The sequence below is a fragment of the Pseudonocardia sp. ICBG1293 genome, from assembly GCF_020131355.1.
Taxonomy (GTDB): Bacteria; Actinomycetota; Actinomycetes; order Mycobacteriales; family Pseudonocardiaceae; genus Pseudonocardia.
This window is the reverse complement of record NZ_JAHLEL010000006.1, coordinates 1-24,201: the sequence shown is the minus strand read 5'-3', so window position 1 is coordinate 24,201 and position 24,201 is coordinate 1. Positions and strand designations below refer to the sequence as shown.

Below are 24,201 nucleotides of genomic sequence, written 5' to 3'. Positions count from 1 at the left end.
ACCCTATCCAGCCGATGGGCGGAACAGCGGTGCCAGTGCCCGCTGCGCGGCGAGGTAGCGGCCGTGCGCGTCGTCGAGGCGGCCGCGGGCGGCCGGGTCGGGGGTGAACTCCCGGTCCACCCGCACCATGCGCCCGGCGAGCTCCCCGACCGAGGCGCCGTCGCCGGTCGCCAGCGCGGCCAGCATCGCGGCGCCGAGCACCCCGGCGTCGCGTTCGGCCGTGCGCCGCAGCGGCCGGTCCAGCACGTCGGCCTTGATCTGGCACCAGAGGTCGCTCGCCGCGCCGCCGCCGCAGGCGGCGATCGTGTCGGCGCGGCGGCTCGCGGCGGCCTCCAGCGGGCCCAGGACGTGCCGGGCGGCGTGCGCGACCCCCTCCAGCACGGCGCGCCCCAGCTCGGCGGACCCGGTGGCGAAGCCCATCCCGAGCCAGTGCCCGCGCAGGTCCGGGTCCCACAGCGGGGCGCGTTCCCCCGCCAGCTGGGGCAGGGACAGGAGCTGCCCGGTGCGGGCGTCGGCGGCCCGGTCCAGCAGCTCCGCCGTGGTGCGGCCCAGCGCCCCGGACGCCCAGGTCAGGGCGTCACCTCCGGCCTGGGTGGGTCCGGCGTGCACGTGCAGGCCGCGCCAGGGCGGGAACGTCACGATCCCGTCGGCGCCGCCGCCGGGCGTCGCGGCGAGCGCCAGGACCTCGGAGGTCCCCGCGATGTCGATCGCGTCGCCGGGTGCGCAGATCCCGCCGCCGAGCAGCGCCGCCCAGGCGTCCATCGTCCCGACCGCGACGGGCAGCCCGGCCGGGAGAGCGCCGGCGCCGGTGGTCTCCCCCGCGACCGTCGCCGGGTCGGCCAGGGGCGCGGGCATCGCGCGCAGCCCGGGGACGAGCAGGTCGAGCCACTCCGGGTACCGGCCGTCGGGGTCCAGCAGCCCGGTCGAGGACAGCGGATCGGCCACGGCGGTACCGGTGAGCCGCTCGACCAGCCAGTCCTTGGGCGCGAGCAGCCTGCGGGCGCGCGCCCACGCGTCGGGCCGGTGCTCGGCGAGCCAGGCGGCGCGGGCGGCCGCGTGCGAGGCGGCGACGACACCGAGACCGCCGCGCACCCCGGCCCGGTCGGCGGGTGGGAGCCGCTCGGTGAGGGCCGCCGCGACCGGGCCGCACCTGCCGTCCTGCCAGGTGATCGCCGGGTACACCGGCGCGCCGTCGCGGTCGACGAACAGGTGGGTGTTCACCTGGGCGCACACCCCGACGGCGGTCACCCCGGCCAGTGCCGGACCGAGCGCGGTGACCACCTCGGTCAGCCCGGACCACCAGTCGTCCGGGTACTGCTCGGCGTGCCCGGGCGCCGGACGCGCGGTGGCGTGCGCGGCGCGGGCCCCGGCGACCCGGGTACCGGCGTCGGTGAACACCGCCGCCTTGACCGAGGTGGTGCCGAGGTCGATGCCGAGCAGGGTCACGGCCGGCCCCCGGCGGGCGCGAGCAGCCCGGCCAGCGCCTCCCCGACGGCCGCGTGCCCGGCCCAGCCCCAGTGCAGGCCGTCGGGGTTGCCGTGGCCGCCGAGCACGTGCTCGCCGACCAGGGCGGCGACGTCGAGCACCGTCACCGCCGGGGCCGCGGCCGCCCAGCGGCGGACGGCGGCGGCGGTGGCCGCGCGGTGCGGGTGGGCGAGACCGTAGTCGGCGGCGCGGTGCACCGACGGGGCCAGCGCCACCACCGGCAGTCCGGGCCGCAGCGCGTGCACACCGGCCCGGCAGCGCTCCAGGTAGGCGACCGTCAGACGGGGCGGCAGCGTCGCCGGTCCGCCGCCGGGCAGCCGCGCCAGCGCCGGGGCCAGCCGGGGCTGGGCACGCCGGTACGCGGTGCGGGCGACGTGGCGCAGCGGGGCGGGACGCAGCACCGGGATCAGCTCGCGCAGCGCGGTCGGCAGCGGGGACGGCAGCGAGTCCATCCCGGACACCCCGAGCACGACCGCACCGACCCGCGGCAGGGCCGCCCACACCCGCGGGTCGCCGGCGACCGCGGACCAGGCGTGCCGGGCGGTCCACCCGGCCCGGGCGACGATCTCGGCGCGGCCCCCGAGCCGGGCGGCGGCGATGTTGGGCCACAGCCGCGGCTCGTCGGCCGGGCAGGGCCGCTCGGGTCCGTGGAAGGCCAGCGAGTCGCCGACGACCAGCAGGTCAGGCACCGATGTTGTATCCCGACAGGCGCCAGCGGGGGTGGTCGTCACGACGGGCGACGACGGCCCAGCGGGTGTTGCCCAGCCCGCCGATCACCGGCCAGGACGACTGCGGCAGGTCGAGCAGCCCGCACACCAGCCCGGCGATCATGCCCCCGTGCGCGACGAGCAGCACCGAGCGCTCCTCCGGGTCGGAGGCGTACTCGAGGTCCAGCTCCTCGACCACCGGCAGCGACCGGACGACGACGTCGACCCGGGACTCCCCACCGGGCGGGGCGAACCGCGGGTCGGAGCGCCACTCGGCGATCGCGCCCGGGTCGTCGACGCCGATCTCGGTGATGGTGCGCCCCTGCCAGTCACCGAGATGGGTCTCGCGCAGGCGCTTGTCCACCGACAGCGGCAGGCCGACGGCCTCGGCCACCGCGGTCGCGGTGTCGTGGGCGCGGGACAGGTCCGAGGTGATGATCCGGTCGAACCGCTCCTGCGCCAGCCGCGGCGCGACGGCCGCGGCCTGTGCGCGGCCGGTCTCGGTCAGCCGGGTGTCGAGGTGGCCCTGCATCCGGCCGACGGAGTTGTACTCGGTCTGCCCGTGCCGCAGCAGGGTGACCCGGCGCAGCGTCATGCAGTGCCGTCCGGGTCGCCCTGGGGGTCGGGGACCTCGATCGCCGGGCAGTCCTTCCAGAGCCGGTCCAGGCCGTAGAAGCCGCGCTGCTCGGTGTGCATGACGTGCACGACGATGTCGCTGAAGTCCAGCAGCACCCAGCCGTTGTCGTTGTCGCCCTCACGCCGGGTCGGCTTGCTGCCACGCTCGCGCAGCTTCTCCTCGACCGCGTCGACGATGGCCTGGACCTGACGCTCGTTGGCCGCCGAGGCCAGCACGAAGCAGTCGGTCAGGGCGAGCTGGTCGGACACGTCGAGCGCGACGATGTCGACGGCCTTCTTGTCCGCTGCGGCGGCCGCGGCCACCTTCGCCAGCTCGACCGCCTCCGGTGATGCCGTCACCACACTCTTCCCTTCACGACCACGATTGACCTGGACAGTGTGTCAGCCGGGTACCGGGGGCTTGGGCGGCGGGCACCGGGCGGGATACGTTTCCGCCTCACGGTGGATCGTCGAAGGAGACTCCCCATGCCCCTGGCGCCCGATCTCGAGGGCACACAGTGCGAACCGGTCAGCTTCGCGTGGGCACGGGACGACGTGCTCCTCTACGCGGTCGCCGTCGGTGCGGGGGGTGAGGACCCGACCGCCGAGCTGTCGCTGACCACGGAGAACACCGCGGGCGTGCGGACGTCGGTGCTGCCCTCGTTCGCGGAGATCGTCACCGCGGGCGCGAGGGTCGACCTCGGCGACGTGGACGCCTCGCGCATCGTGCACGCCGAGCAGGCGTTCCGGGTGGTCGGGCCGCTGCCGGTGGAGGGCAGGGTCCGGGTGACCGCGACGGTCACCGAGGTCCTGGACAAGGGGTCCGGCGCGCTCGTGCGCACCGAGGCCGAGGCCGTCGACGCGAGCACGGGCGCACCGGTGCTGACCAGCACGAAGACGCTGTTCCTCGGGGGCGAGGGCGGCTTCGGCGGCGCCCGCGGGGACAGTACGCCCAGCCCGGCGCCCGACCGGGCGCCCGACCACGAGGTGACCTACCGGACCACGCCCGGCCAGGCCCTGCTCTACCGGCTCACCGGGGACCGCAACCCGCTGCACAGCGACCCGGAGTTCGCCGCCAAGGGCGGGTTCGACCGGCCGATCCTGCACGGCATGTGCACCTACGGGTTCACCACGCGCGCGCTGGTCCGTACCGCCTGCGGCGGCGATGCCCGCCGCCTCGTCGCGATGGACGCCCGGTTCACCCGGCCGGTCGTGCCCGGGCAGTCCCTCACCGTCTCGGTGTGGGACACCGGCGACGGCACGGTCGCGTTCCGGACCGCCGTCGACGGCGAGGTGGTGCTGGACCGCGGTACCGCGGAGGTCACCGCGCCGGACCCGACCGCCTGAGTGCTCAGGACGCCGCCGCGGTGACCCGCGGCGGCGCCGGGTCGCCGGGGTAGTCCCGCCCGCCCCGGTAGGCCAGGGCGGACAGCGCGTCCAGCGCCGCGAGCTGCGGGTAGGTGCGATCCGGGTCGTCCCGGTGCGGCCACCGGTGGTCCAGCCGGCGGAAGGTCACCGCGCGGTGCCGGGTGGTGGCCAGGAAACGGGGGTTGTCGCGTACGAACCGTGCGTAGGCGTGCCGGAGGTCGGGGTCGCGACCGAGCTCGGTGCGGACGAACCGGTCCACGTCGGTGCCGATCTCGTGGACGTACTCGCCGCAGAGGCTCACCACGAACGGCGACACCCACGCCTCGTGCACGCAGAACAGCTCGCGGACGGCGCGCTGGCGGTGCCCGGCGTTCTCGCTGCGCGACATCCACGCGGCGACGACGGCGCGGCGACGCGGACCCAGCCGGGACAGGACGGCGGACGGCGGCCAGGGGAACCGCACCCGGAACGGGATGTGGACCGGGTCGCCGTCGACGTGCACGTCGTGGTCGGCGACCCCGCCGCCGGAGTCCTGGACGAGCTGGGCCGACGCCGCACCCCACGGGGTGAGGACGTTCATCGCGGCGTGCGCGTCCCGGCGGACGGGCTGCGGCACCGCGCGGAGCAGCAGACCGGCCACCGTCGGGGTGGGGACGTCGATCACGACGATCACCGTAGCCCGATCGGCGCAGCTCAGCGTGACCGATGGTCGACTATCGCGCTGTGTCGTCACCCTTTCGGCGCTGCGTGACCGGTAGCCGGTAGAGCGCGGCGACCGGTTCACGACCGTCCGGGAACCGCCACCCGGCGGGTGCGGTGCCGGTGCGGACCCAGCCCGCCGTGCGGTAGAGGCGTTCGGCGGCGACGGACTCCACGACGTCGAGGACACCGTCGCGGCCCCTGGCCGCGAGCTCGACCGCGATCCCGTCCAGCAGGGCGCGGGCGTGCCCGGCCCTGCGCAGCGCCGGGTCGACGAACACCCTGGTCAGCCGCAGCGCGCCGGAGTCGCCGTCGTCGGCGAGCAGTGCGGCGTGCCCCACCACCCGCTCCCCCGCCGGGACGACCAGTGCGGTGACCAGCCCGGGCGGGGACAGAAACACCACGGGGGCGGCGGGCCAGGTGGACGGGTAGCGGTCGGTGGCGTGCACGGCGCGCAGCACCGCGACGCAGGCGGGCAGGTCGTCGTCGGTGCGGGGGCGCGGGCCCGGCGGTACGGCGGAGCTCACGAGCGGCGACCGTACCGCCGCGGACGGGCCCGGCCGGGTCAGCGCGGGGTCACCCCGGGCGGGTAGACGGCGTCGACCTCCACCTCGACCAGCCAGCCGGGGACCGGCAGGCTCGCGACCTCCAGCGCGAAGCGGCTGGGCCGGGCGGGGTTGCGCACCAGCGGTGCGGCGGGCGCGGCGGTCCCGGTCGGGACCAGCACCGTCTCCCCCGTGGTGAGGTCGGTGTTGGCGAAGTACTGGCGGTAGGCCCGGTTCCAGCCGGCGTAGTCGGCGCGGGCGGTGCCGGGGGCGTTGTCGAGGAACACCCGCATCGAGGTCACGTCGTCCAGCCGCAGGCCCCGGGCCTCCAGGTTCTCCTTGATCCGGGCGAGCGCGTTCATGCCCTGGGCCTCGGTGACCGAGACCCCCGCCGGGAGCGTGCCGCCGGGGAACTGGCCCGCGTCGACATAGGCCTGCGGGGTCCCGTCCGCGGCCGCGGGGTTCGCCGCGGACGGGCCGAGGCCGCTGGACTTGTACAGCGACGCCCCGGCGACCACGCTCACCCCCTCGGCGATCATCGGGTTGGCCTCGCCGGCCTCCAGTACCGGCAGCGCGGGCGGGCCGGGCTCGGCGGGGTCGGGCGCGCCGCCGGCGCAGCCGGTGACCAGCGCGGCGGCGACGGACAGGGTGATCAGGGCGGGAACGGGTCGTCGCATCGTGTCTCCTCGGGGGAACGGGGTGGGTCAGGCGCCGCCGGCGACCCGGGCGTGCAACGCCGAGACCGTCGACCGGGCGGAAGTGAACGCGCCGTGCTGCCAGGCGATGGCGTGCGAGAGGTGGTCACCGGCGAACCAGATGCGGCCGGCGGGCTGGGTGAGCAGCCGGTACTCCGGGCTCGTGGCCTCCCAGCTGGCCCAGGCCGACTCCGACCAGCGGGTCACCGCCCAGGACCCGGAGAACGACGAGGCGATGTCGGAGCGGTACTTCTCGCCGTGGATCGCGGCGCCCTCGTCGAGGGCCTTCGCGAGCCGCTGCCGGTGGGTCAGGGACTCGAAGGCGCGCTGCCGCGCCCCGGAGCTGTAGTAGCCGACGACCACGCCCCGGTCGGCGTGGAAGTGGTCGTAGGGGAACATGATCTGGGCGATGTCGCGGTCGGTGTTGCTGGCCCCGCCGTAGATCCGCTCGTCGGTCTCCCACCAGCGGCGGGTGTACTCGATGCCGAGCTTGCCCGAGGAGCTGGGCTTCGCCGCGCGCTGCGCGGCCAGCACGGCGGCGGGCAGGTTGGTGTCGAGCCGGGTCACCAGGTGCGGCGGCAGGGTGCAGACGACCTCGTCGGCCACCAGCCGTTCGACCGGCCCGCCGGCGACCGGCACGACGTCGACGGTCACGCCGTCCGGGGTGTTGTGCAGCCCGGTGACGGCCGTGCCGTAGCGGATCCGGTCGGTGCCGACCCGGTCGGCGAGTGCGTGGTGGATCCGGTCCATCCCGCCGACCGGGGTGAACATCATCGTGGCCTGGTCGTACTCGAAGTCGAAGGCGAAGTTCCGGCCGAGTCCGCCGCGGATCACCGAGGACATCGGGTACGGCACCGTGGGGGTGCCGGCGTCGGTGCCGCCGCCGGGCTCGCGGGCGTAGCCGCGGCGCGGGGATCCGAGGTAGCGACAGTCGGAGGACAGGTCACCGAGTGAGACGAGGAACTCCGCGAGCGCCTCCTTGTCCGCGGCGCTCAGGACGTCGTCGAGCGCGCCGCGCGCGGTGGCCTTGTGGAGCAGCTCGGAGACGTAGCCGAACGTGTCGGCCTTCGCGGCGCGGTAGGTGACCGAGGTACCGGCGAGCGCCCCGGCGTCGGTGTAGTTGACGACGGTGCCGGCGTTCTGGTTGCCGAACGGCTGGATCTCCACGCCGAGCTCGCGGCAGTAGTCCAGCGTGACGTGGCTCTGCGGGATCCGGGTGGCACCGAGGTTGAGGAAGTGTCCCGGCGCGAAGGTGCAGCGCTGCGTCTCCCCGTTCAGGTCGGTCTCCTCGGTGCCCTCGCGCACCGACCAGACCCGCCCGCCGGGCCGGGTGCGGGCCTCGACGACGGACACGTCGTAGCCGACCTTGCCGAGCTCGTGGGCCGCGGCGAGCCCGGCGGGCCCCGCGCCGAGGACGAGGACCCGGCGGCCGGCGGCACGGGCGTCGCGCGACGGCGGGGTCCAGGCCGGGTCGTCGCCGGCGCGCGGGGCGAGCCCGATGGTCGCCATGGCCTCGTACGCGGCGCCGGCCCCACCGGCCAGCCCCAGCGCCCTGATGAACGTTCTGCGGGTCACGGTCACGGCGGTGATACTCGGAACCGGTGACGACGGCCGCGGGTCGCCCGCGCTGCGTTCGCGGCAACCCCACCGGGAACGCGGGTCGCGGCTTCCCACCGCGGGTTCGACGTCCGACGCGCGAGCGCAACACCCGGGCAACAGCGCCGTCCTAGCGTCGCGCTCCGTGTCCGACCTCGACAGGGCCATCGCGCGGTCCTTCTCCCCCGGCCACGCGCCGCTGCGGGCGGAGTCCCCGATGGCACCCCTCGGACGGCGCCGCATGGGGGCGACCGAGCTGGTCGCGCAGTCCGTGGCGACGACCGCGCCCGCGGCCTCGATGGCGATGCTGCCCCTGGTGGTGGGCCGGCTCGCCGACCCGCTGTCCGGGCTGCTCGTCGTCGTCGGCGCCACGGTCGCGGTGACCATGGTGGCGGTCTGCCTCGGCCAGTTCACCCGCCGCCAGGCCGCCGCGGGCGGTGTCTACAGCTTCGTCTACCAGGGGCTCGGCGCCCGGGCATCGCTGCTGGCCGCCGTCGTGGTCGGGGCGAAGTACCTGGGCAGCGCCGCGATCACCCTCTACGCAGGCGGCCGGGCCCTGACCGCGCTCGCCGGGGCGGCCGAGGTCGACGTGAGCGGCGCCGGTGCGCAGGTGCTGCTGCACCTCGCGGTCGCGGTGGGGATCGCGACGGTGCTCGTGCGGGGGCCGCGGGTCGCCGCCCTCACGCTGCTCGGGGTGGAGGTCGGCTCGCTGCTGCTCGTCGTGGCGGTGCTGCTGGTCCCCGCCCCGGACCCCGCGGCCCCGGTCCCGGCCGGGCCGGTGCCGGACCTGCTCGCCGTCGCGCTGACGGCGATGTTCATGCTCGCCGGCTTCGAGTCGGCGACCTTCTTCGGCCCGGAGACCCGGCGCCCGCTGGTCACGGTGACCCGGGTGGTGCTGTGGACCCCGCTGCTGTGCGGGGCGCTGCTGTCGTTCGCGGCGTGGGCGAGCTGGAGCGGCCGGGCCGCGACCCTGGTCGCGATCCTGACCGACCCCGGGTCCTCGGGGGCTCCGGTCGCGCTGGTCGTGGCGCTGCACGCCGGACTGGCCTGCTCCTACCTGGCCTCGGCCGCGGCCTCGGCGCACGCGGCGTCCCGGGTCGCGTTCTCCCTCGGGGTGGAGCGGCTGCTGCCGCGCGCGCTCGCGACGGTGCACCGGCGGTGGCGCACCCCGCACCGGGCCGTCGTCGGGATCGTGGCCGTGGTCCTGCTCGGCGGGCTGCTCGCCGACCTCGCCCCGTCCGGGACCGACGCGGTGCGCCACCTGGTGCGCGCGCTGGTCACCCTCACCTCCGTGCTGGTCGCGGTCGCCGCCGTGGCGTTCCTGCTGCGCATCCGGGAGCACACCCGCCCGGTGCCCGTGCTGGGGTGCACGGTCGGGGTGCTCGGGACCGCGCTGCTGGCGCTGCGGCTGCCCGGCCTGCTCGACACCCCCGACGGGATCGGCGCCGCGGCCGCCCTCGCGGTCTGCTGCGCGGCGGGGCCGGTGTGGTGGAGGTTCCTGCGCAGGCACCCCGACCGGCTCGCCAGGATCGGGGCGTTCGACCAGCCCGGCAGCGACGACGTCCTGCCCGGCGCGGGCGACTTCGTCCCGGACGCCTCGGGGACGCCGAGGCTGGTCCGCCGGAGCCCACGGGCCGGGGACCCGCCGTGAGCGAGCCGGGCGCCGCGAGCCGGGCCCTGGAGCTGCTGGAGGCGGTGGCACGGATCGGGCCGGGCGCGACGGCACGGGAGCTCTCGCGCACCACCGGCATCCCGTCCGCGACGGCGTACCGGCTGCTCAACGTGCTCGTCGCCGACGGCTACCTGGTCCGGATCAGCGACCTGTCCGGGTTCGCGCTGGGACGCCGCACCCGGGAGCTCGCCGGCGCGGCGGAGGGCCCGCCGCGGCGGGCCGAGATCCTCGCCGGGATCCGCGGCCGGGTCCGGTTCGGGCTGTTCGTCGCCGACTGGCCCACCGGCTCGCTGCGGCTGGTCGACCGCGACCCGGACCACGAGCTGCCCGGGGAACGGACGCTGCTCGCCCACCCGCACGCCTCCGCCATGGGGAAGATCATGCTTGCCGCGCACCCGGAGCTCGTCCCCGACCGGCCGCGGGCCCTCACCCGGCACACCCTGACCACCGTGGCCACGCTGGCCGCGGAGCTGCGGACGGTGGCCCGCACGGGCCTGGCGACCGAGGTCGACGAGCTGCGCCCTGGCCGCTCGTCGGTCGCGGTCGCGGTGCGCGACGCCCACGGCCGCGCCGTCGGCTGTCTCGCCGCGCTCGGCCCGACCGGGCGGCTGCCGGTCACCGACCCGGACCTGACCGCGCTGCTGCGCACGGCGGCCGACCGGATCGGCCGGGTACCGGAGGCACCGGCTCAGCGCGAGCGCAGGACGTAACCGGTGTAGCCGTACTCGGCACCGTGCTGCTCACGCACCCCGATCTCCCGGCCCACCTCGTCCAGCGCCGCCGGGTCGAGGCCGTCCTCCCGCAGGGTGGCGAGCCGGGAGGCCAGCGGGCGGTAGTAGGCGTCCCACGGGCAGCAGGTAGACCGCCTGCACCGTGTACCCGGCGCGCTGGGCGGCGGCGACGTTGTCGGCGGTGGTGCGCATCGCCGGGTAGTTCGCGTCCCAGAACGCACGGGCGCCCGGCGAGGGGGTCGCGGTGGTCCACTCGGCCTCGGTCAGCACGAGCGTGCCGCCCGGGGCGAGCAGCCGCCGCCAGCCGGCGAGCGCCGCGTCGAAGCCCATGACGTAGGCCGCGCCCTCGGACCAGACCAGGTCGGCCTCCCCGTCGGGCAGCGGCAGGTCGTCCATCGCCGCGACGAGCGGCCGCACCCGCTCCCCCAGCCCGGAGACCGCGGCGCGGGTGCGCAGCCGCTGCAGGAACGGCTCGTGCAGGTCGACGGCGACGACCTCGCCGCCGGTCGCCGCGGCCAGCGGCAGCGTCGAGGGCCCCGTGCCGCAGCCGATGTCGACGATCCGCGGGCGCTCGGGCAGGTCGCCGGCCAGGCGCAGCAGCAGCGCCGTCGTCTCCTCCGATCCCGGCGCCTCACGGGGCAGGTCGTCGTGGGCGGCCAGGAACACCTGCTCCAGCGGTGAGCTCACGTCCGCGGATGATGCCCGCACCGGGCCGCCACCGCACCAGCGGGACGTGTGCATGATGGAGCGGTGCACGTCGACATGCTGCTGATGGCGATCCCGCCGCTCGCGATCTACTTCCTGTGCGCGGCGGTGGTCGGGGTCGAGAGCATCGGCGTCCCGCTGCCCGGTGAGATCGTGCTGGTCGGCGCGGCCCTGCTGGCGGCCCGTCCCGGGTCGCACATCGACCCGGTGGCGGTCGCGGCGGCGGCGACCGCGGGCGCGATCGTCGGCGACTCGATCGGCTACTCGGTGGGCCGCCGCTACGGCACCGGCCTGCTCGACCGGCTCGGCCGCCGGTTCCCCAAGCACCTGGGGCCGGCGCACATGACCGTGGCCCGGCGGATCTTCGACCGGCACGGGGTGTGGGCGGTGCTGTTCGGCCGGTTCGTGGCGATCCTGCGCATCCTCGCCGGCCCGCTGGCCGGGACCATGAAGATGCACTACCCGAAGTTCCTCGCCGCGAACGCCACCGGGGCGGTGCTGTGGGCGGGCGGCACGGTCGCCCTGATCTACCTGCTCGGGATCGTCGCCGAGACCTGGCTCAAGCGCTTCTCCTGGGTCGGTCTGGTCGTCGCCGTGGTCGGCGGGCTCCTGGTGTCGCGGTACGTGCGGCACCGGGTGGAGCGCGCCGCGGCGCGGGAGGAGACCGCGTCGTGAGCCTGGGCGGGGTCGGTCGGCGGGCCGGACCGCTCAGCGGAGTGCGTGTGCGGTGTAGGTGACGGCACCGAACGTGCGCGCGTCGATCAGCCGCAGCCGCTCGTCGGTCCAGCCGTCCGGGAAGAGCCGCCGGCCCGCGCCCTGCACGACGGGGTGGTGGAACAGCCGGATCTCGTCGACCAGCCCGGCCGCGATCAGCGCGTGGCAGAGCGTGATGCTGCCGGTGCAGACGATGTCGGCGCCCGGCCGCTCCTTCAGTGCCGCGACCTCGGTGAGCGGGTCACCGGACAGGACCGTGGAGTTCTCCCAGCCCGGGTCGGTCAGCGTCGAGGACACGACGTACTTGTCGACCTGGTTCAGGTAGTCGGTGATGCCGGTGGTGTCGTCGGTCTGCGCGGGCCAGAAGCCGCGGAAGTCGCAGAACGTGCGGCGGCCGAGCAGGGTCGCGTCCGAGGCGGCGTCCTGGCGGTGCAGCTCGGCGAGGACCTCGTCCTGGCCGTCGGCGGTCGGGTCGAACCAGTCGCCGAGGAACTCGACGGCGCCGTCGAGGGTGATGTTCTGCGTGATGGCGAGGGTGCGCACGGGAGGTCCTCCACGGTCGGTGCGTGCGGCGTACACCGGGGCCGACCGCGGAGGCCTCCCGAACTCATCGGTCCCGTTCAGTCCTCGACGACGCCGATCGCCGCGGCGGGGCAGCCGCGTGCGGCGTTGCGCACGAGCTGCTCCTGACCGTCGGGCGGGGTGTCGGTGAGCAGCTCGACGATGGCGTCGGAGTCACGCTGGTCGAACACGTCCGGGGCGGTGAGCAGGCACTGCCCCGACCCGACGCAGGCGTGCTGGTCGATCTCGACCCTCATCCCGGCCCCCTCCCTCACCAGCGGACCGGCAGGCTGCGGACGCCGCCGGTGATGTGGTCGGTGCGCACGTCGAGCTCGTCCGGGGCGACGGCGAGCCGCAGCTCGGGCAGGCGCCGGGCGAGCGTCGCGAAGACCGCGCGGAGCTCGGTGCGGGCCAGGCTCGCGCCGATGCAGAAGTGCGGGCCGTGCCCGAACCCGACGTGGCCGCGCTCGGCGCGGTCCGGGTCGAAGGTCTCGGCGTGGTCGAAGACGTCGACGTCGCGGTTGGCGGCGTTGACCGAGAGGATCAGCGCGTCGCCGCGGGCGATGGTGACGCCCCCGATCTCCACGTCGGAGTGGGCGTAGCGCAGCAGACCGAGGTCCCCGGGGGCACCGAGCCGCATGATCTCCTCGATGACGGCGTCGATGCGCCCGTCCGGGTCGGCGGCGAGCTTGTCCCACTCGTCCCGGTTGTCCATGAGGAACAGCACGCCGAGCCCGATCCGGTTCACCGTGGTCTCGTGGCCGGCGAACAGCAGCCCGACGCAGAGCCGGATCATCTCCGGGTAGCCGAAGGTCGGGTCGGTGGCCTGGGCCGCCACGAGGTCGCTGATGACGTCCTCGCCCGGCTCGGCGCGCTTGCCCTCGGCGAGCCCGGCCATGTAGCGGCCGAACTCCTCCCGGGCGGCGTGCGCGTCGTCGCCGGAGAAGGTCGCCATCCGGTCCGACAGTGCCCGGAAGTACTCGCCGTCGGCCTCCGGGACGCCGAGCAGCGAGCAGATCACCGCGACCGGCAGCGGGAACGCGAGGTGGGCGTGCAGGTCGACCACGCCGTCCGCGGTCGCGTCGTGGTCGGCGACCATCGCGTCGACGTAGCCGTCGACGAGCTCCTGCACGTGCCCCGAGAGCCGGCGCATCCGCTTGGCGGAGAACGCCGGGGTGAGCAGCCGGCGCATCCGGCCGTGCTCCTGCTCCTCGGTCTCGTAGCTGCCGGTCGGCCCGTCCTGGACGGCCGCGGTGCTGATCCTCGAGGCCTTCTCCGGCTCCGGGTGCGAGCGGCCGAACCACTTGTCACCCAGCAGGTCCCGCACCTCGGCGAAGCGGGTCACCAGCCAGGCCGGGTCGCCGGCGGGGGTGGTCACCGGGGCGATCGGCGCCTCGCGCCGGAGGACCTCGTAGAACGGCGCGAGGTCGAGCAGGTTGGGGCGGGTGAAGGGCAGCCGGGGGCGCTCGGCGGCGAGGGTCATCGACACTCCTGGGGTCGTGGTGGTGATCCCCAGCCTACGATTTACTGGCAGTATCTGCCATGAATGTGTCCGGTGTGCGCCGGACCGTCCCCGAACGGGCGAGTCGAGGACGGTCCGGCCACCCGGTCACGCCGGGGTGTCGAGCAGCTCCTGCAGGTACTGGTCGATCTGCGGCATGTAGGTCGGCGCGACGCCGAACAGCCCGAGGTGCCCGAGCAGGTCCTCGACGACGCGGATGGTCGCGTGCGGGGTCAGCTCCAGCTCGGACTCGTGGTCGCGGACCGGGAAGAACATGTCCTCGTCGATCGGGATGATCCGGGCGACCGCCTCGTTGCGCCCGAGCGCCTCGGCGAGGTCGCCGCCGGTGTGGCGGGCGACGTCGCCGCGCTGCCACTTCCACGCCATGCACAGCAGGTCGTTGGGGTCCATCGCGGTGAAGTAGGGCTCCAGGAAGCCCGCCATGAACGCCTCCTTGGAATCGAAGTCCAGGGCGCGCCAGACCTCCTGCTTCCAGAACTCGGTGGAGAAGCCCATCACCGCCCAGATGCCCGCGTGCCGCCGCAGCCCGGCCTCGACATCGGCGTTGCTCGCGTAGTTGCCGCCGTTCCAGCCCGGGTCGGAGGTGATCGCCTCGACCAGGGCCTTCGTGTAGAGGAAGTCGTGCGGGGTGTTCTGCGCGGTCCCGGCGATGGGCGCGGCGCGGCGCACCCTGTCCGGGAACCGGACCATCCACTCGTAGGTCTGCTGGGCCCCCATCGAGCCGCCGACGACGAGCGCGAGCCGGTCGATGCCGTAGTGCTCACGCAGGAGCTGCTCCTGGGCACGGACGTCGTCACCGATGCGCACGTGCGGGAAGTTCGCCATCGCGATGCCGGCGTTGGCGCCGGACGCGTTGTGCGGGCTGGTCGACAGGCCGTTGCCGATCTGGTTGACCACCACGATGAAGTAGCGCTCCGGGTTCAGCGCGTGGTCGGGCCCGATGTAGACGTCGCGGAAGATCTGATGGGTACCGGAGTACCAGGTGGTCACCAGGATCGCGTTGTCGCGGGCCTCGTTGAGGGTGCCGAAGGTGGCGACGGCGAGCTGGAGGTCGGGGATCACCCCACCCTCCTCCAGCGCGAACTCCCCGAGCCCGATCAGGTCGTAGTCGCCGTGGAACTCGTGGGTGTAGTAGGGGTTCTCGATCGCCGTCGGCTGCACGGCCGTCGTCCCGGTCGTCACTGATGTCACGCTCCTGCTCCGTCGAAGACGCGGACTCCCGGCGACTCTCCCCCGTTGTGACGCGGCGCACAAGATCCCACCCGGGGGGTGCGTGACGGTGACCGCGGGCGGCGGGGGCTCCCGGGTCCACCGCCCGCGGTCACGTCGGTCGTCGACACCCCGGGGCGACGACTGAAGACCCGGTCGTGCACGACTGGCACCGCTCAGCTCCAGGCGACGACCAGCACCAGCATCGCCACGACGATCCCCAACCCCAGCAGCATCATCAACAGCCAGGCCGTGGCGGGCGGCGGTGCCGCGACCGGGTCGGGGCCGCGGACCTTCTCCGTGCTGCGCCGCAGCGCATCGAGCTGGGCCCGGTCCAGGATGGGCACGGTGAGGTCATCGGGGTTCCGGCGCGAGTTCACACAGAGGTAACGCGCACGGCGGTGCGGGGGGCACTGCGTTCCCACCTCCCGTGTCGCACAAGAAGATCGAGATGGCGGAGGGTGCAGCACCGCCACCCACCGGCGTCACGTTGCGTGGATATTGCGTCCGCAACCTGCGACGCACAGTGACCGACCGGGTCCCGTTCACCGGCCCCGGCCGCAGCGCGGACGGGTCACTGAGCCCGGCACGGCGCGCCGGGTGTGCGACGGCGCAGGAACCCGTGCGAGGTCCTCGGGACGGCGTCAGCGGGGCGGGGCGGCGAGGCGGCCGGACAGCCACTCCTGCGCGTGCCGTCGGGCGAGCTCCGCGACCGGGGTGTCGTGACCGGTGAAGCCGTGCGGCACGCCCGGATAGAGGCGCAGGTCGACATCGACCCCGGCCGCGACGAGCCGGTCGGCCATCGCCAGGTCGTCGTCGAGCAGGACGTCGTCGGTGCCGACGGTCAGCAGCACCGGCGGCAGGCCGGTGAGGTCGGCGAACACCGGCGAGAGATCCGGGTCCGTCCGGTCGGCGACGTGCCCGGCGTAGGCGCGCAGGAAGTACTCGTCGGCGATCCGCCGCCCGGCGGGTGTGGTGGCACTGAGGTCGTAGGTACCGAAGCGCAGCTCCGCCCCGGCGACCCGGCCGACGAGGCCGCGGTCCCGCAGCCGCAGCAGCGTCGTCGCGACGAGGGTGGCACCGGCGGAGGCACCGGTGAACGCGACCCGGTCGGTGCCGAACAGCCCCGGCGCACGGTCGAGCAGCCACAGCGCCGCGGTGGCGCAGTCGTCGGGGGCGGCGGGCCACGGGCGCTCCGGGGCGAGCCGGTAGTCCACCGCCACGACCGCCACGCCGAGCGCATCGGCCAGCGCACGGTTGCGCAGGTCCCCCGCCGCGGCCGAGCCGAGGTAGAAGCCGCCGCCGTGGATCTCGAGCAGCACCCCGCGGGGCGGTCCGGCGGGTTCGGTGACCCGCACCGGGACGGCGTGCCCGTCCGCCTCGGCGACCACGGGGACCGCCGGCGGGGACGCGGGCACGGGCGGCGGCATCGCGGCGCGGGCCGCGCGCAGCTCGGGGAGGTCGGCCGGACCGCGTCCCGCGGGCCGGGCGCGGTAGAACGCGGCGGTCCGCCCGGCGTCGGCCGGGTCGACCGCGACGGTCACCCCTGCTCGCGTCGGGTCAGCACCCACGGCCCCTCCTCGGTGATCGCCACGGTGTGCTCGGAGTGCGCGGTGCGCGAGCCGTCGGCGGAGCGGATGGTCCAGCCGTCGGGGTCGAACACGATCCGGTCGGTGGTGCGGGCGAACCAGGGCTCGAGCGCGAGCGTCATGCCCGGCTGCAGGCGCAGCCCGCGCCCGGCGCGCCCGGTGTTGGGGATGTGGATGTCACCGTGCATGGTGCGGCCGAGGTCGTGCCCGCCGAACTCGGTGTTGACCGGGTACCCGTAGTCACGGGCGACCGCACCGATGGCGGCGGAGATGTCACCGAGCCGGTTGCCCGGCCGGGCGGCGTCGATCGCGGCCTCCAACGCGTCCTCGGTGGCCCGGACGACGCGCCGGTCCCCGTCGTCGACGCCCTCGCCCACGATGACCGTCCGCGCCGAGTCGGCGACCCAGCCGTCGATGCTGACGGCGATGTCGGCACTGAGCACGTCGCCGTCGCGCAGGACGTGGTCGTGCGGCAGGCCGTGCAGGACCGCGTCGTTGACCGACAGGCAGATGACGTTGCGGAAGGGGCCGCGGCCGAACGACGGGGCATAGTCCCAGTAGCAGGACTCCGCGCCGCGGCGGGCGATCATCCCGCGCACGTGCTGCTCGATGTCGAGCAGGTTGACCCCGACCTCGGCGATGCGCCCCACCTCGGTCAGCACCTCGGCGACGAAGCGACCGGTGGTGTGCATGCGGTCCAGCTCGGCGGCCGCCTTCAGTTCGATCACGGTATTACTATACCGACCGTCGACGGTTGCCGGTACAGTAATACCGACCCTAATCTGGTGGCATGGTCCGCCAGCCTCTGACACCCGAGCAGATCGCCGCCGGCCGCCGCCTCGGTGGAGTACTGCGCCGGGCCCGGGCCGAGCGTGACCCGGTCGAGGTCGCACAGGCCGCCGGGGTGTCTCCCGAGACGCTGCGCAAGATCGAGACCGGACGGCTGCCGAGCCCGGGGTTCGGGACGATCGTGTGCCTGGCCGAGGCGCTCGGCGTGCCGGTGCAGGAGCTGGCCGAGAGCTGGCGCGGGACCGAGGTGGCGATGGAGGCGGCCGGGTAGCCGCAGGACCGGGTGGTGCGGCCGTCACCGGGCCCGGCCCTCGGCGGGCACCATGTGGGAGAGGGGGCTCCGGCCCGCCTTCGCGCTGCGCCACCGTCCCGCCGGCGGGGTCGCGGCGCCGGGCGGGGACCCCGCGAGCGGCCACCCGTTGGGCAGGCCTTCGCCGTCGACGACGCACCAGCCGACGCCCTCGAGCCACCGGCACCGGACGACGCCGTCCGCGCGACGGTAGACCGGACGGCCGTCCGCCTCCTCCCCCTCGCGCTCGAAACGATGGGTCGGACCGTCGGACAGACGCACGAACTCGACGGCCTCCACGGTTCCCTGCCTACCGGAATGACCACCGGTGGCGGCCGGTTGACCCGAGCAGGACGGCGCCACGGGGGCGCCCCGGTCGAGGAGTGGCAGATGAGTGACGCAGAGGCCCCGATGGACTTCGCCGCGATGAACCGCGCCGTGATCGAGGAGTTCCGCGCCAACGGCGGACGGGCCGGCGGCATGTTCGAGGGCAAGCCGCTGGTGCTCGTCCACCACACGGGGGCCCGGTCGGGCACCGAGCGGATCGCCCCGCTGGTCCCACTGGTCGAGGGCGAGCGCGTCTACATCTTCGCCAGCAAGGGCGGCGCCGACACCAACCCGGACTGGTACCACAACCTCCTGGCCCACCCCGACACCCGGATCGAGCTGGGCACCGAGACCCTGCCCGTACGGGTCCGGGAGGTCACCGGGACCGAGCGCGACGAGGTCTACGCCCGCCAGGTCGCCGCGCAGCCGCAGTTCGGCGACTACGAGAAGGCGACGGACCGGACGATCCCCGTGCTCGAGCTGCAGCGGAGCTGAGCCCGTACGGCGGTCCCGGGGGTCCTCCGGGATATCCGCGACACCGGCCGTCGTGTGTCGATCAGTACCTGAGCGCGGTCGCCTGGAGCTCGCACAGCGCTCACGTACTGATCGACACGTGCGTCGCGGTCGCCCGGCGTGGCCTCCGGGGAAGGACGGGCCGCACGCGCTGCTGACATCGCGAGCCTGGGCGTCGTGCGAGCGTGTACCGCTGTTCCGGGCCCGACGCGGACGTCCTCCGACGGTCCGACGGCCGTGTACCGGACCTGCACCCGTGGCGGTCCGGCCGGACAGACCCGCAGGTCAGACGTCCGGATTCAGGTAGAGACTGCGCTTGGAGATGTACTGCACCACCCCGTCCGGGACCAGGTACCAGACCGGCCTCCCCGAGGCCACCCGGTCCCGGCACTCGCTCGACGAGATCGCCATCGCCGGCACCTCCACGGTCGTCACCGACCCCTCGGGCAGGTGCCCGTCGGCCAGCTCGTACCCGGGCCGGGTCACACCGACGAAGTGCGCGTAGCGGAACAGCTCGTCGACCTTGCGCCAGGACAGGATCTGCTGGAGCGCGTCGGCACCGGTGATGAAGAACAGCTGCGCCTCGGGCATGGCGTCGTGCAGGTCGGCCAGGGTGTCCGCGGTGTAGGTGGGGCCGTCGCGGTCGACGTCGACGCGGCTGACCGAGAACCGCGGGTTCGACGCGGTCGCGATGACCGTCATCAGGTAGCGGTCCTCGGCGGGCGAGACGTCGCGGCCGGTCTTCTGCCAGGGCCGCCCGGTCGGCACGAAGATCACTTCGTCCAGGGCGAAGCGGTCGGCCACCTCACTGGCGGCGACGAGGTGGCCGTGGTGGACGGGATCGAACGTCCCGCCCATCACGCCGATCTTGCGCTGCATCGCCGCAGACTATGACGCTCACCCGCGGGGCGGCATCCCCGGATACAGGTGCCGGAACTGCACGCTGATCCGCGGGCCGCTGCACGCCACCTTCGGGACGCTGTGCTGCCACGTGCGCTGGCAGGTCCCGCCCATGACCAGCAGGTCCCCCGAGGCGAGCGGGAACGACACCGACGCCCCGCCACCGGACGGGCGCAATCGCAGCGGCCGCGTCGCCCCGAGGGCGACCAGCGCGACGACGGCCTCGGGCCGCTCGCGGGCGACCCGGTCGCCGTGCCAGGCCACGCCGTCCGCGCCGTCGCGGTAGAGGTTGGCGCCGATCTGGGTGAACTCGTGGCCGTAGCGCTCCCCCAGTGTGCGGCCCATCTCGCGCAACCGGCGGGGCACCGTGTCGTCGGGCAGGACCCAGCGGTGGGTGAGCCGCGGTTCGTCGACCACCCGGTCGTACATGCGGCGGCGGTGGCCGCGGAACGGCACGGTCGCGCGCAGCAGGGCGAACAGCTCGTCGGGATCGGGGACCCAGCCGACCGCGACGTCGACCCAGGCCCCACCGGCGAGCTCGCGGCGGTGCACCGGGGTCGCTCCCCCGGTCGCAAAGAGCGAAGCCTGTGCGCCGACGTCCACCCCGGGGACGCTACGCCGGATCGAACGAAAGTTCGAGCGGTGCCTCTGCGACGATCTTCGTCATGTCCTCGCGTGCCGACGGTGCCGTGCTGTCCTACCTGGGCCTGCGGCGCGCCGTCGGCGTGATCGGGATCCTGCTCCCGTTCGTACTGGTGGCAGGCGACCTGCTGCTCGGCGGCGACGGGCTGCGGGACTCCATCAGCCGCTACTACTACTCGCCGATGCGCGACGTGTTCGTCGGCTCGCTGTGTGCGGTGGGCGTCTTCCTCTTCTGCTACCGCTACGAGCGGCCCGACAACCGGCTCGCCAACGCCACCGGCGCCGCGGCGATCGCGGTCGCGCTGCTGCCGACCCGGCCCGACGGCGCGGCGACGACGGCGGCGACCGTCGTCGGGTACCTCCACCTGGCCGCGGCGACGGTGTTCTTCGCGGGCCTGGCCTGGTTCTGCCTGGTCCTGTTCACCCGCGGGGAGTCCGGGACTCCGAGCAAGGCCGCACGCAACCTCGTCTACCGGGTCTGCGGCACGACGATCGTGGCCTGCCTCGTGCTGGCCGCGCTGGACGCGGCGCTGGTGCCCGACGCCGTCGCCGCACGGTTCCACACGCTGTTCTGGCTGGAGGCCGTCGCGATCCTGGCGTTCGGCGTCGCCTGGTTCGTCAAGGGCGACACGATCCTGCGGGACCCGCCCACACGGGACCCGGCGCCGGTGCTCTGACCGGCCCCACGACGGCGGACGGGCCGGCCAGGACGCCCCTCGGGGGTCCGGACCGGCCCGTCACGGGACCGCTGCTGCTCAGCCGACCGGCGTCGAGGGCAGCTCGCCACCGGTGGAGCCGGTGATCAGGTCGACGACGCTGTCCAGCGGCGCGGGGAGCGCCAGGTCGTGCTTCTTGTCGTCGTGCTTCTTGTGGTCCCACTTCTTGTGGTGGCCGTCCTTCTTGTGGCCCTTGTCCTTGTGCTTGTCACCCTCGTGCTTCGAGTGACCCTTGTCCTTGTCGGAGTGGCCCTCGTCGTAGCCGGTCGAGCCGGCGAAGGCGGCGGCGGGCGCCGCGACGGCCAGGGGGAGCAGCGCTGCGCCGACGATCGCGCCGCGAACGGACTTCCGCATCTCACAACCTCCATGGTTGGTCGTTGACCGTCGCACACGGTCTTGCCCACTCAACGAGGGCCGGCGGGGGCCGGAACGCGCATTCACCCGTTAGCGTCACCAGGGCGAATAAGAGCGCCCGGCAAATGAGGTCGTGGGGGTGTCGTTGCAGGTAGAGGCACGGACTCTCCAGGCGACCATCAGGACATCAGCAATCCCATGATCACTTGCAGGTCCGTGTCTCTACCAACACCGACACACGGCCACCTCTACTGCCGGACGCTCTAACTGATAGTCATGTGTCGACTACGGCAGCCGGGTGATCCGGCTCAGCCGCGGGAGCGGGCGGCCGCCTCGGCCAGGATCGGCAGGTAGGCGTCGAGCACCCACGGGATCGACAGGACCGACGGCGCCGAGCTGGCCACCACCCGGTCGGCCCCCCACGACCGGCGCGAACCCGCCGCGCGCCATCGCCGGGAGCAGCTCGACCCCGGGGGCGCTGCGGAAGGCCTGCTCCTCCGCCGGCGTCGCGAAGAAGCCGATCACCAGGTCGGACTCGACACGGGAGAGCAGCTCGCCGCTGACGGTGTAGTAGACCTCGTCCCCGCCGGGGGCGTTCTGCTCGACGTAGGGGGCCAGGGTGAGCCCGAGGTCGGTGACGAGCCGGACGCGGACGTCGCCCGCCCGGAAGACGCCGAGCGCTCCGGAGTCCATCCCGCCGGTGTAGACGAACGTGGCCCCCGCCAGCTGCGGGTACCGCTGCGCCGCGGTGCGCAGCCGCTGTCCGGTGGAGTCGATCAGCTGCCGGGCCCGTGCCGGGTCCCCGAACACCTGACCGGCGATACGGGTCTGGTCCTGCCAGCCGGTGGGGTAGGGGGCGTCGGGATAGGCGACGGTCGGGGCGATCGCCGACAGCTGGTCGTACTCGGCCCTCGTCAGCCCCGAGTAGGTGGCCAGCACCAGGTCCGGGCGGGCCGCGGCGACCTGCTCGATCGGGGTGGCCGACAGGTCGTCGGACCCGATCACCTGCGGGAACCCGCCACCGTGCGCGGTGATCGCGTCGCGCACCCAGGGGAGCACGCCCTCGGCGTCGCCGCCGTAGACGGTGCGCGGGATCGCGACCGGCAGCACCCCCATCGCCAGCGCGACGTCGGCGTTCGCCGCGCTCAGCGCGACCACCCGCTGCGGGCGGTCCGGGACGACCGTCTCCCCCAGCGCGTGCCGCACCGTCACCGGGTACCCCTCCGTGGCCGCGTCGCCCGGGTCCGGGTGCGTCGGCCCGCCGCCGCACCCGGCGAGGAACGCCAGGCCGGCGGCGCCGGCGAGAATCCCGCGACGGCTCACGGAACGGGCGAACGGGGGTGCTGCGGCGAGCGGCACGGGGAACCTCCTCAGAATCAGGAAGGTGAGCCTAACCTGACCGGACGGGCGGTCTCGCGTGATCCGTACCGCTCGTTCGGCGCCCCGCGGACCACACCCGTCGCGTGACGCCGACGCCCCGGCCCGGGCACCCGGACCCGCGGGTAGCGTCCCGGCCATGCGTGCTCCGGACACCGGCGACCGGTCCGACCGCGGGGTCGCCCCCCGCTCCCCCGCGCCCGGTCTCCCGATCCCGCCGCCCGCTCCCGGCGGTCACCGGCCGCCGTACGAGCCCGCGGCCCCGCCGCCCGCGCGACCCCCCCGGTGCGCCCGGACCGGTGCTGGCCCCGCCCGCGCCGCCGGTCCCCGGGAGCCGGGCCGAGGACGCGACCGGCGAGCAGGGATCCACCCCACAGGGGGCCGGAGCCGTCCCGCAGGCCGGGCCGTGGCCGACGGTACGGCCGCCGTCGCTGCGGGCGGTGATCGTCGGCCGGGTCGCCGCCGGGATCGCGGTGGTGTGGTTCGGCGTCGTCTACGCGATCACCACCGACGTGCACGCCCGCGCCGAGCACCTGCTCGCCGCGATCGTCGTGGGCGGGCTGCTGAGCCTGCTCGGGGTGGTGCTGCTGTGGGTGTCGGCGTCGCGGACACCGGTCCGGGTCGCCCCGGCCCGCGGTCCGGAGATGGGGCTGGTGCGCGACCGCGCCGCCGCGCGCAGGGTCCTGCGGTCCGGCGGGACACCGGACGGCGAGCAGCGCAGGCTGGTCGCCGTGGACGTGCTGGCCGACGCGCGGCTCCCGCAGCTCACGGGCGCGGTGTTCGCACTGCTCGGCCCGCTGGTCATGGCCGCGGTCAACGCCTCGGGCCCGCTCGGCTGGGCCGGCCCCCTGACCGCCGGGCTGATCGTGGTGGTGCTGGCCCTGCTGGGGTGGCGGACCTGGACCGCGCACGCCCTGCACCGGCTCGCCGACCGCAGGCACACCGTCCCCCGCCACGAGGGGTCCGGAGCCCCCTGGCGCCCCTGGCCCTGATCCGCCGGGGCGGGACCTACAGGCCCGCGGCGACGAAGGCCAGCTCCGCCTCCATGTCGGTGCGGTCGTCCGCGCCGTGGCGGTCCAGCGCGTAGCGGTGCCCGATCGCGGCGGCGAGCAGCCGCGCCGCACCGTGGACGCGCTCCGGCGCCCCTCCGCCGGCCGTCAGGACCTCGTGCACCGCGTCCTCCACCTCCCCGGAGCGGCGCAGCAGCAGCGCGTCGCGGACCACGGGATGGGTGTCGGCCTCGCGCCACAGCAGGTGGGACAGGACCGAGGACGCGTCGAGCGCCCGGTCCAGGGCGGCGACCAGCGCCCGCAGCCCGGCGAGCACGTCCCCGTCGACCGCGACGTCGGCTCCGCGGACCGGGTGCGGCAGCCGGTCCACCAGGGCCTCGAGCAGGTCGGGCTTGCGGCGGAAGTAGTAGTGCACGAGGCCCTTGGGCACCCCGGCGCGCTCGGCGATCCGCGACGTCGGCGTCGCGTCGAACCCGTGCTGGGCGAACAGCCCCTCGGCCGCGTCGAGGATGCGGTCCCGGGCCGGCGCCTCCGGGTCGAACTGGTGGTCCACGACCCGATCCTCCCCGCACGTGGTCCTCGTGCCGCCGGACGGTCAGTGCGTGGCGAGCGTGCGGTGCTCCGCGTTCGCCGCGGGCAGCGCCGAGGCCGCCACGACGACCGCGAGGACGCCGGCCACCCAGGACGTCCACGACGCCCCGGTCAGCGCGCTGTAGCCCATCACCCAGGGGGCGAGGAACAGCAGCACGCCGAGCACGCCGTGCACCCATTCGCTCGCCACCGAGCCCGGCACGGCGAGCGACCAGAGCGACGTGGCGGCAAGCACCACGCCCAGTACGACCATCGTCCACGCGGCGGCGGCGTTCGTCGT

The 24,201-nt window shown here is 74.8% G+C and carries 31 protein-coding genes; 8 read left to right on the top strand and 23 right to left on the bottom strand.

Annotated elements, in window-relative coordinates; genetic code table 11:
- Positions 1 to 3 precede the first annotated feature (3 nt).
- The 4 genes from KPF47_RS00650 to rsfS are packed head-to-tail and all read right to left on the bottom strand — an operon-like array spanning position 4 to position 3,167.
- Complete coding sequence (locus KPF47_RS00650; RefSeq protein ID WP_224386262.1) at positions 4 to 1,446, bottom strand: FGGY-family carbohydrate kinase; 1,443 nt, start codon at positions 1,444 to 1,446, stop codon at positions 4 to 6.
- Positions 1,443 to 2,174, bottom strand: a complete 732-nt coding sequence (gene octT, locus KPF47_RS00645) for a diglucosylglycerate octanoyltransferase (protein WP_224386261.1) — start codon at positions 2,172 to 2,174, stop codon at positions 1,443 to 1,445. Before octT ends, KPF47_RS00650 begins: the two co-directional genes overlap by 4 nt.
- The gene (locus KPF47_RS00640; protein ID WP_224386260.1) at positions 2,167 to 2,787 is read right to left on the bottom strand and encodes a histidine phosphatase family protein; all 621 of its coding nucleotides are present in this window, start codon (positions 2,785 to 2,787) and stop codon (positions 2,167 to 2,169) included. Before KPF47_RS00640 ends, octT begins: the two co-directional genes overlap by 8 nt.
- Positions 2,784 to 3,167 carry a ribosome silencing factor gene (gene rsfS, locus KPF47_RS00635; protein WP_224386259.1) on the bottom strand — a complete coding sequence of 128 codons (384 nt, stop codon included), beginning with the start codon at positions 3,165 to 3,167 and terminating at the stop codon, positions 2,784 to 2,786. Before rsfS ends, KPF47_RS00640 begins: the two co-directional genes overlap by 4 nt.
- A gap of 126 nt (positions 3,168 to 3,293) precedes the next feature.
- On the opposite strand from rsfS, the gene KPF47_RS00630 reads away from it, so the two are divergent.
- Complete coding sequence (locus tag KPF47_RS00630) at positions 3,294 to 4,154, top strand: MaoC family dehydratase (protein ID WP_224386258.1); 861 nt, start codon at positions 3,294 to 3,296, stop codon at positions 4,152 to 4,154.
- A gap of 4 nt (positions 4,155 to 4,158) precedes the next feature.
- Here KPF47_RS00630 and KPF47_RS00625 read toward each other — a convergent pair whose 3' ends face one another.
- Genes KPF47_RS00625 through KPF47_RS00610 form a run of 4 tightly spaced genes read right to left on the bottom strand, consistent with a single transcriptional unit; the run spans position 4,159 to position 7,689 of the window.
- A complete protein-coding gene (locus KPF47_RS00625; protein WP_224386257.1) occupies positions 4,159 to 4,839 on the bottom strand; it encodes a hypothetical protein in 681 nt (226 codons plus the stop codon).
- A 49-nt stretch (positions 4,840 to 4,888) separates the two neighbouring features.
- Positions 4,889 to 5,401: a GNAT family N-acetyltransferase gene (locus KPF47_RS00620; protein WP_224386256.1), complete on the bottom strand. Its 513-nt coding sequence runs from the start codon at positions 5,399 to 5,401 to the stop codon at positions 4,889 to 4,891.
- Positions 5,402 to 5,439: 38 nt separating this feature from the next.
- Positions 5,440 to 6,096, bottom strand: coding sequence for a Rid family hydrolase (locus KPF47_RS00615; RefSeq protein WP_224386255.1), 657 nt, complete (start codon positions 6,094 to 6,096; stop codon positions 5,440 to 5,442).
- Positions 6,097 to 6,123: 27 nt separating this feature from the next.
- Positions 6,124 to 7,689, bottom strand: coding sequence for an FAD-dependent oxidoreductase (locus tag KPF47_RS00610; RefSeq protein ID WP_224386254.1), 1,566 nt, complete (start codon positions 7,687 to 7,689; stop codon positions 6,124 to 6,126).
- 166 nt (positions 7,690 to 7,855) lie between these two features.
- On the opposite strand from KPF47_RS00610, the gene KPF47_RS00605 reads away from it, so the two are divergent.
- A complete protein-coding gene (locus KPF47_RS00605) occupies positions 7,856 to 9,361 on the top strand; it encodes an APC family permease (protein ID WP_224386253.1) in 1,506 nt (501 codons plus the stop codon).
- The gene (locus KPF47_RS39805) at positions 9,358 to 10,092 is read left to right on the top strand and encodes an IclR family transcriptional regulator (RefSeq protein ID WP_224386252.1); all 735 of its coding nucleotides are present in this window, start codon (positions 9,358 to 9,360) and stop codon (positions 10,090 to 10,092) included. The genes KPF47_RS00605 and KPF47_RS39805 overlap by 4 nt, the downstream gene beginning before the upstream one ends.
- Before the next feature lie 30 nt (positions 10,093 to 10,122).
- Here the strand turns inward: KPF47_RS39805 and KPF47_RS00595 are convergent, their stop codons facing one another.
- Positions 10,123 to 10,800: a class I SAM-dependent methyltransferase gene (locus KPF47_RS00595; RefSeq protein WP_224386251.1), complete on the bottom strand. Its 678-nt coding sequence runs from the start codon at positions 10,798 to 10,800 to the stop codon at positions 10,123 to 10,125.
- A gap of 63 nt (positions 10,801 to 10,863) precedes the next feature.
- On the opposite strand from KPF47_RS00595, the gene KPF47_RS00590 reads away from it, so the two are divergent.
- Positions 10,864 to 11,493 (top strand): DedA family protein, encoded by a 630-nt coding sequence (locus KPF47_RS00590; RefSeq protein ID WP_224386250.1) that lies wholly within the window; start codon positions 10,864 to 10,866, stop codon positions 11,491 to 11,493.
- 33 nt (positions 11,494 to 11,526) lie between these two features.
- On the opposite strand, the gene KPF47_RS00585 is transcribed toward KPF47_RS00590, so the two are convergent.
- The 7 genes from KPF47_RS00585 to map form a co-directional block, all read right to left on the bottom strand.
- Positions 11,527 to 12,075 carry a dihydrofolate reductase family protein gene (locus tag KPF47_RS00585; protein WP_224386249.1) on the bottom strand — a complete coding sequence of 183 codons (549 nt, stop codon included), beginning with the start codon at positions 12,073 to 12,075 and terminating at the stop codon, positions 11,527 to 11,529.
- Between the two features lie 77 nt (positions 12,076 to 12,152).
- Positions 12,153 to 12,350, bottom strand: a complete 198-nt coding sequence (locus KPF47_RS00580; protein ID WP_224386248.1) for a ferredoxin — start codon at positions 12,348 to 12,350, stop codon at positions 12,153 to 12,155.
- Between the two features lie 14 nt (positions 12,351 to 12,364).
- Positions 12,365 to 13,576 (bottom strand): cytochrome P450, encoded by a 1,212-nt coding sequence (locus tag KPF47_RS00575; protein ID WP_224386247.1) that lies wholly within the window; start codon positions 13,574 to 13,576, stop codon positions 12,365 to 12,367.
- Positions 13,577 to 13,702: 126 nt separating this feature from the next.
- The gene (locus KPF47_RS00570) at positions 13,703 to 14,806 is read right to left on the bottom strand and encodes an alpha/beta fold hydrolase (RefSeq protein ID WP_224386246.1); all 1,104 of its coding nucleotides are present in this window, start codon (positions 14,804 to 14,806) and stop codon (positions 13,703 to 13,705) included.
- Between the two features lie 194 nt (positions 14,807 to 15,000).
- Positions 15,001 to 15,171 (bottom strand): hypothetical protein, encoded by a 171-nt coding sequence (locus tag KPF47_RS00565; protein WP_224386245.1) that lies wholly within the window; start codon positions 15,169 to 15,171, stop codon positions 15,001 to 15,003.
- A gap of 297 nt (positions 15,172 to 15,468) precedes the next feature.
- The gene (locus KPF47_RS00560; RefSeq protein ID WP_224386244.1) at positions 15,469 to 16,395 is read right to left on the bottom strand and encodes an alpha/beta hydrolase; all 927 of its coding nucleotides are present in this window, start codon (positions 16,393 to 16,395) and stop codon (positions 15,469 to 15,471) included.
- A complete protein-coding gene (map, locus tag KPF47_RS00555) occupies positions 16,365 to 17,141 on the bottom strand; it encodes a type I methionyl aminopeptidase (protein ID WP_224386243.1) in 777 nt (258 codons plus the stop codon). Before map ends, KPF47_RS00560 begins: the two co-directional genes overlap by 31 nt.
- 62 nt (positions 17,142 to 17,203) lie before the next feature.
- Between map and KPF47_RS00550 the strand changes: the two genes are divergently transcribed.
- The gene (locus KPF47_RS00550) at positions 17,204 to 17,473 is read left to right on the top strand and encodes a helix-turn-helix domain-containing protein (protein WP_224386242.1); all 270 of its coding nucleotides are present in this window, start codon (positions 17,204 to 17,206) and stop codon (positions 17,471 to 17,473) included.
- 24 nt (positions 17,474 to 17,497) lie between these two features.
- Here the strand turns inward: KPF47_RS00550 and KPF47_RS00545 are convergent, their stop codons facing one another.
- Positions 17,498 to 17,791 (bottom strand): hypothetical protein, encoded by a 294-nt coding sequence (locus KPF47_RS00545; RefSeq protein ID WP_224386241.1) that lies wholly within the window; start codon positions 17,789 to 17,791, stop codon positions 17,498 to 17,500.
- Positions 17,792 to 17,881: 90 nt separating this feature from the next.
- On the opposite strand from KPF47_RS00545, the gene KPF47_RS00540 reads away from it, so the two are divergent.
- On the top strand, positions 17,882 to 18,313 hold the full coding sequence (locus tag KPF47_RS00540; protein WP_224386240.1) for a nitroreductase family deazaflavin-dependent oxidoreductase: 432 nt from the start codon (positions 17,882 to 17,884) through the stop codon (positions 18,311 to 18,313).
- 303 nt (positions 18,314 to 18,616) lie between these two features.
- Here KPF47_RS00540 and nadD read toward each other — a convergent pair whose 3' ends face one another.
- On the bottom strand, positions 18,617 to 19,210 hold the full coding sequence (gene nadD, locus KPF47_RS00535; protein WP_224386239.1) for a nicotinate-nucleotide adenylyltransferase: 594 nt from the start codon (positions 19,208 to 19,210) through the stop codon (positions 18,617 to 18,619).
- An 18-nt stretch (positions 19,211 to 19,228) separates the two neighbouring features.
- Positions 19,229 to 19,783, bottom strand: a complete 555-nt coding sequence (locus tag KPF47_RS00530; protein ID WP_224386238.1) for an alpha-ketoglutarate-dependent dioxygenase AlkB — start codon at positions 19,781 to 19,783, stop codon at positions 19,229 to 19,231.
- A 113-nt stretch (positions 19,784 to 19,896) separates the two neighbouring features.
- Between KPF47_RS00530 and KPF47_RS00525 the strand changes: the two genes are divergently transcribed.
- Entirely contained in the window at positions 19,897 to 20,550 is a 654-nt protein-coding gene (locus KPF47_RS00525; RefSeq protein ID WP_224386237.1) for a DUF998 domain-containing protein, read from the top strand.
- 78 nt (positions 20,551 to 20,628) lie between these two features.
- Here KPF47_RS00525 and KPF47_RS00520 read toward each other — a convergent pair whose 3' ends face one another.
- On the bottom strand, positions 20,629 to 20,943 hold the full coding sequence (locus KPF47_RS00520) for a hypothetical protein (RefSeq protein ID WP_224386236.1): 315 nt from the start codon (positions 20,941 to 20,943) through the stop codon (positions 20,629 to 20,631).
- A gap of 285 nt (positions 20,944 to 21,228) precedes the next feature.
- The gene (locus KPF47_RS00515) at positions 21,229 to 22,302 is read right to left on the bottom strand and encodes an ABC transporter substrate-binding protein (RefSeq protein WP_224386235.1); all 1,074 of its coding nucleotides are present in this window, start codon (positions 22,300 to 22,302) and stop codon (positions 21,229 to 21,231) included.
- A 317-nt stretch (positions 22,303 to 22,619) separates the two neighbouring features.
- Between KPF47_RS00515 and KPF47_RS00510 the strand changes: the two genes are divergently transcribed.
- On the top strand, positions 22,620 to 23,312 hold the full coding sequence (locus tag KPF47_RS00510; RefSeq protein WP_224386234.1) for a hypothetical protein: 693 nt from the start codon (positions 22,620 to 22,622) through the stop codon (positions 23,310 to 23,312).
- 16 nt (positions 23,313 to 23,328) lie between these two features.
- Here KPF47_RS00510 and KPF47_RS00505 read toward each other — a convergent pair whose 3' ends face one another.
- On the bottom strand, positions 23,329 to 23,883 hold the full coding sequence (locus KPF47_RS00505) for a TetR/AcrR family transcriptional regulator (RefSeq protein ID WP_224386233.1): 555 nt from the start codon (positions 23,881 to 23,883) through the stop codon (positions 23,329 to 23,331).
- A 42-nt stretch (positions 23,884 to 23,925) separates the two neighbouring features.
- Positions 23,926 to 24,201 (bottom strand): SPW repeat protein (locus tag KPF47_RS00500; protein ID WP_224386232.1); only part of this gene is annotated, 276 nt, incomplete at its 5' end.

What these genes read in the sequence shown, in the direction of transcription:
- KPF47_RS00525 (WP_224386237.1), top strand. Translation starts at nt 19,897, where the DNA reads ATGTCCTCGCGTGCCGACGGTGCCGTGCTGTCCTACCTGGGCCTGCGG.
- KPF47_RS00640 (WP_224386260.1), bottom strand. Translation starts at nt 2,787, where the DNA reads ATGACGCTGCGCCGGGTCACCCTGCTGCGGCACGGGCAGACCGAGTAC.
- nadD (WP_224386239.1), bottom strand. Translation starts at nt 19,210, where the DNA reads ATGCAGCGCAAGATCGGCGTGATGGGCGGGACGTTCGATCCCGTCCAC.
- KPF47_RS00575 (WP_224386247.1), bottom strand. Translation starts at nt 13,576, where the DNA reads ATGACCCTCGCCGCCGAGCGCCCCCGGCTGCCCTTCACCCGCCCCAAC.
- KPF47_RS00580 (WP_224386248.1), bottom strand. Translation starts at nt 12,350, where the DNA reads ATGAGGGTCGAGATCGACCAGCACGCCTGCGTCGGGTCGGGGCAGTGC.
- KPF47_RS00550 (WP_224386242.1), top strand. Translation starts at nt 17,204, where the DNA reads ATGGTCCGCCAGCCTCTGACACCCGAGCAGATCGCCGCCGGCCGCCGC.
- KPF47_RS00615 (WP_224386255.1), bottom strand. Translation starts at nt 6,096, where the DNA reads ATGCGACGACCCGTTCCCGCCCTGATCACCCTGTCCGTCGCCGCCGCG.
- KPF47_RS00520 (WP_224386236.1), bottom strand. Translation starts at nt 20,943, where the DNA reads ATGCGGAAGTCCGTTCGCGGCGCGATCGTCGGCGCAGCGCTGCTCCCC.
- KPF47_RS00630 (WP_224386258.1), top strand. Translation starts at nt 3,294, where the DNA reads ATGCCCCTGGCGCCCGATCTCGAGGGCACACAGTGCGAACCGGTCAGC.
- KPF47_RS00540 (WP_224386240.1), top strand. Translation starts at nt 17,882, where the DNA reads ATGAGTGACGCAGAGGCCCCGATGGACTTCGCCGCGATGAACCGCGCC.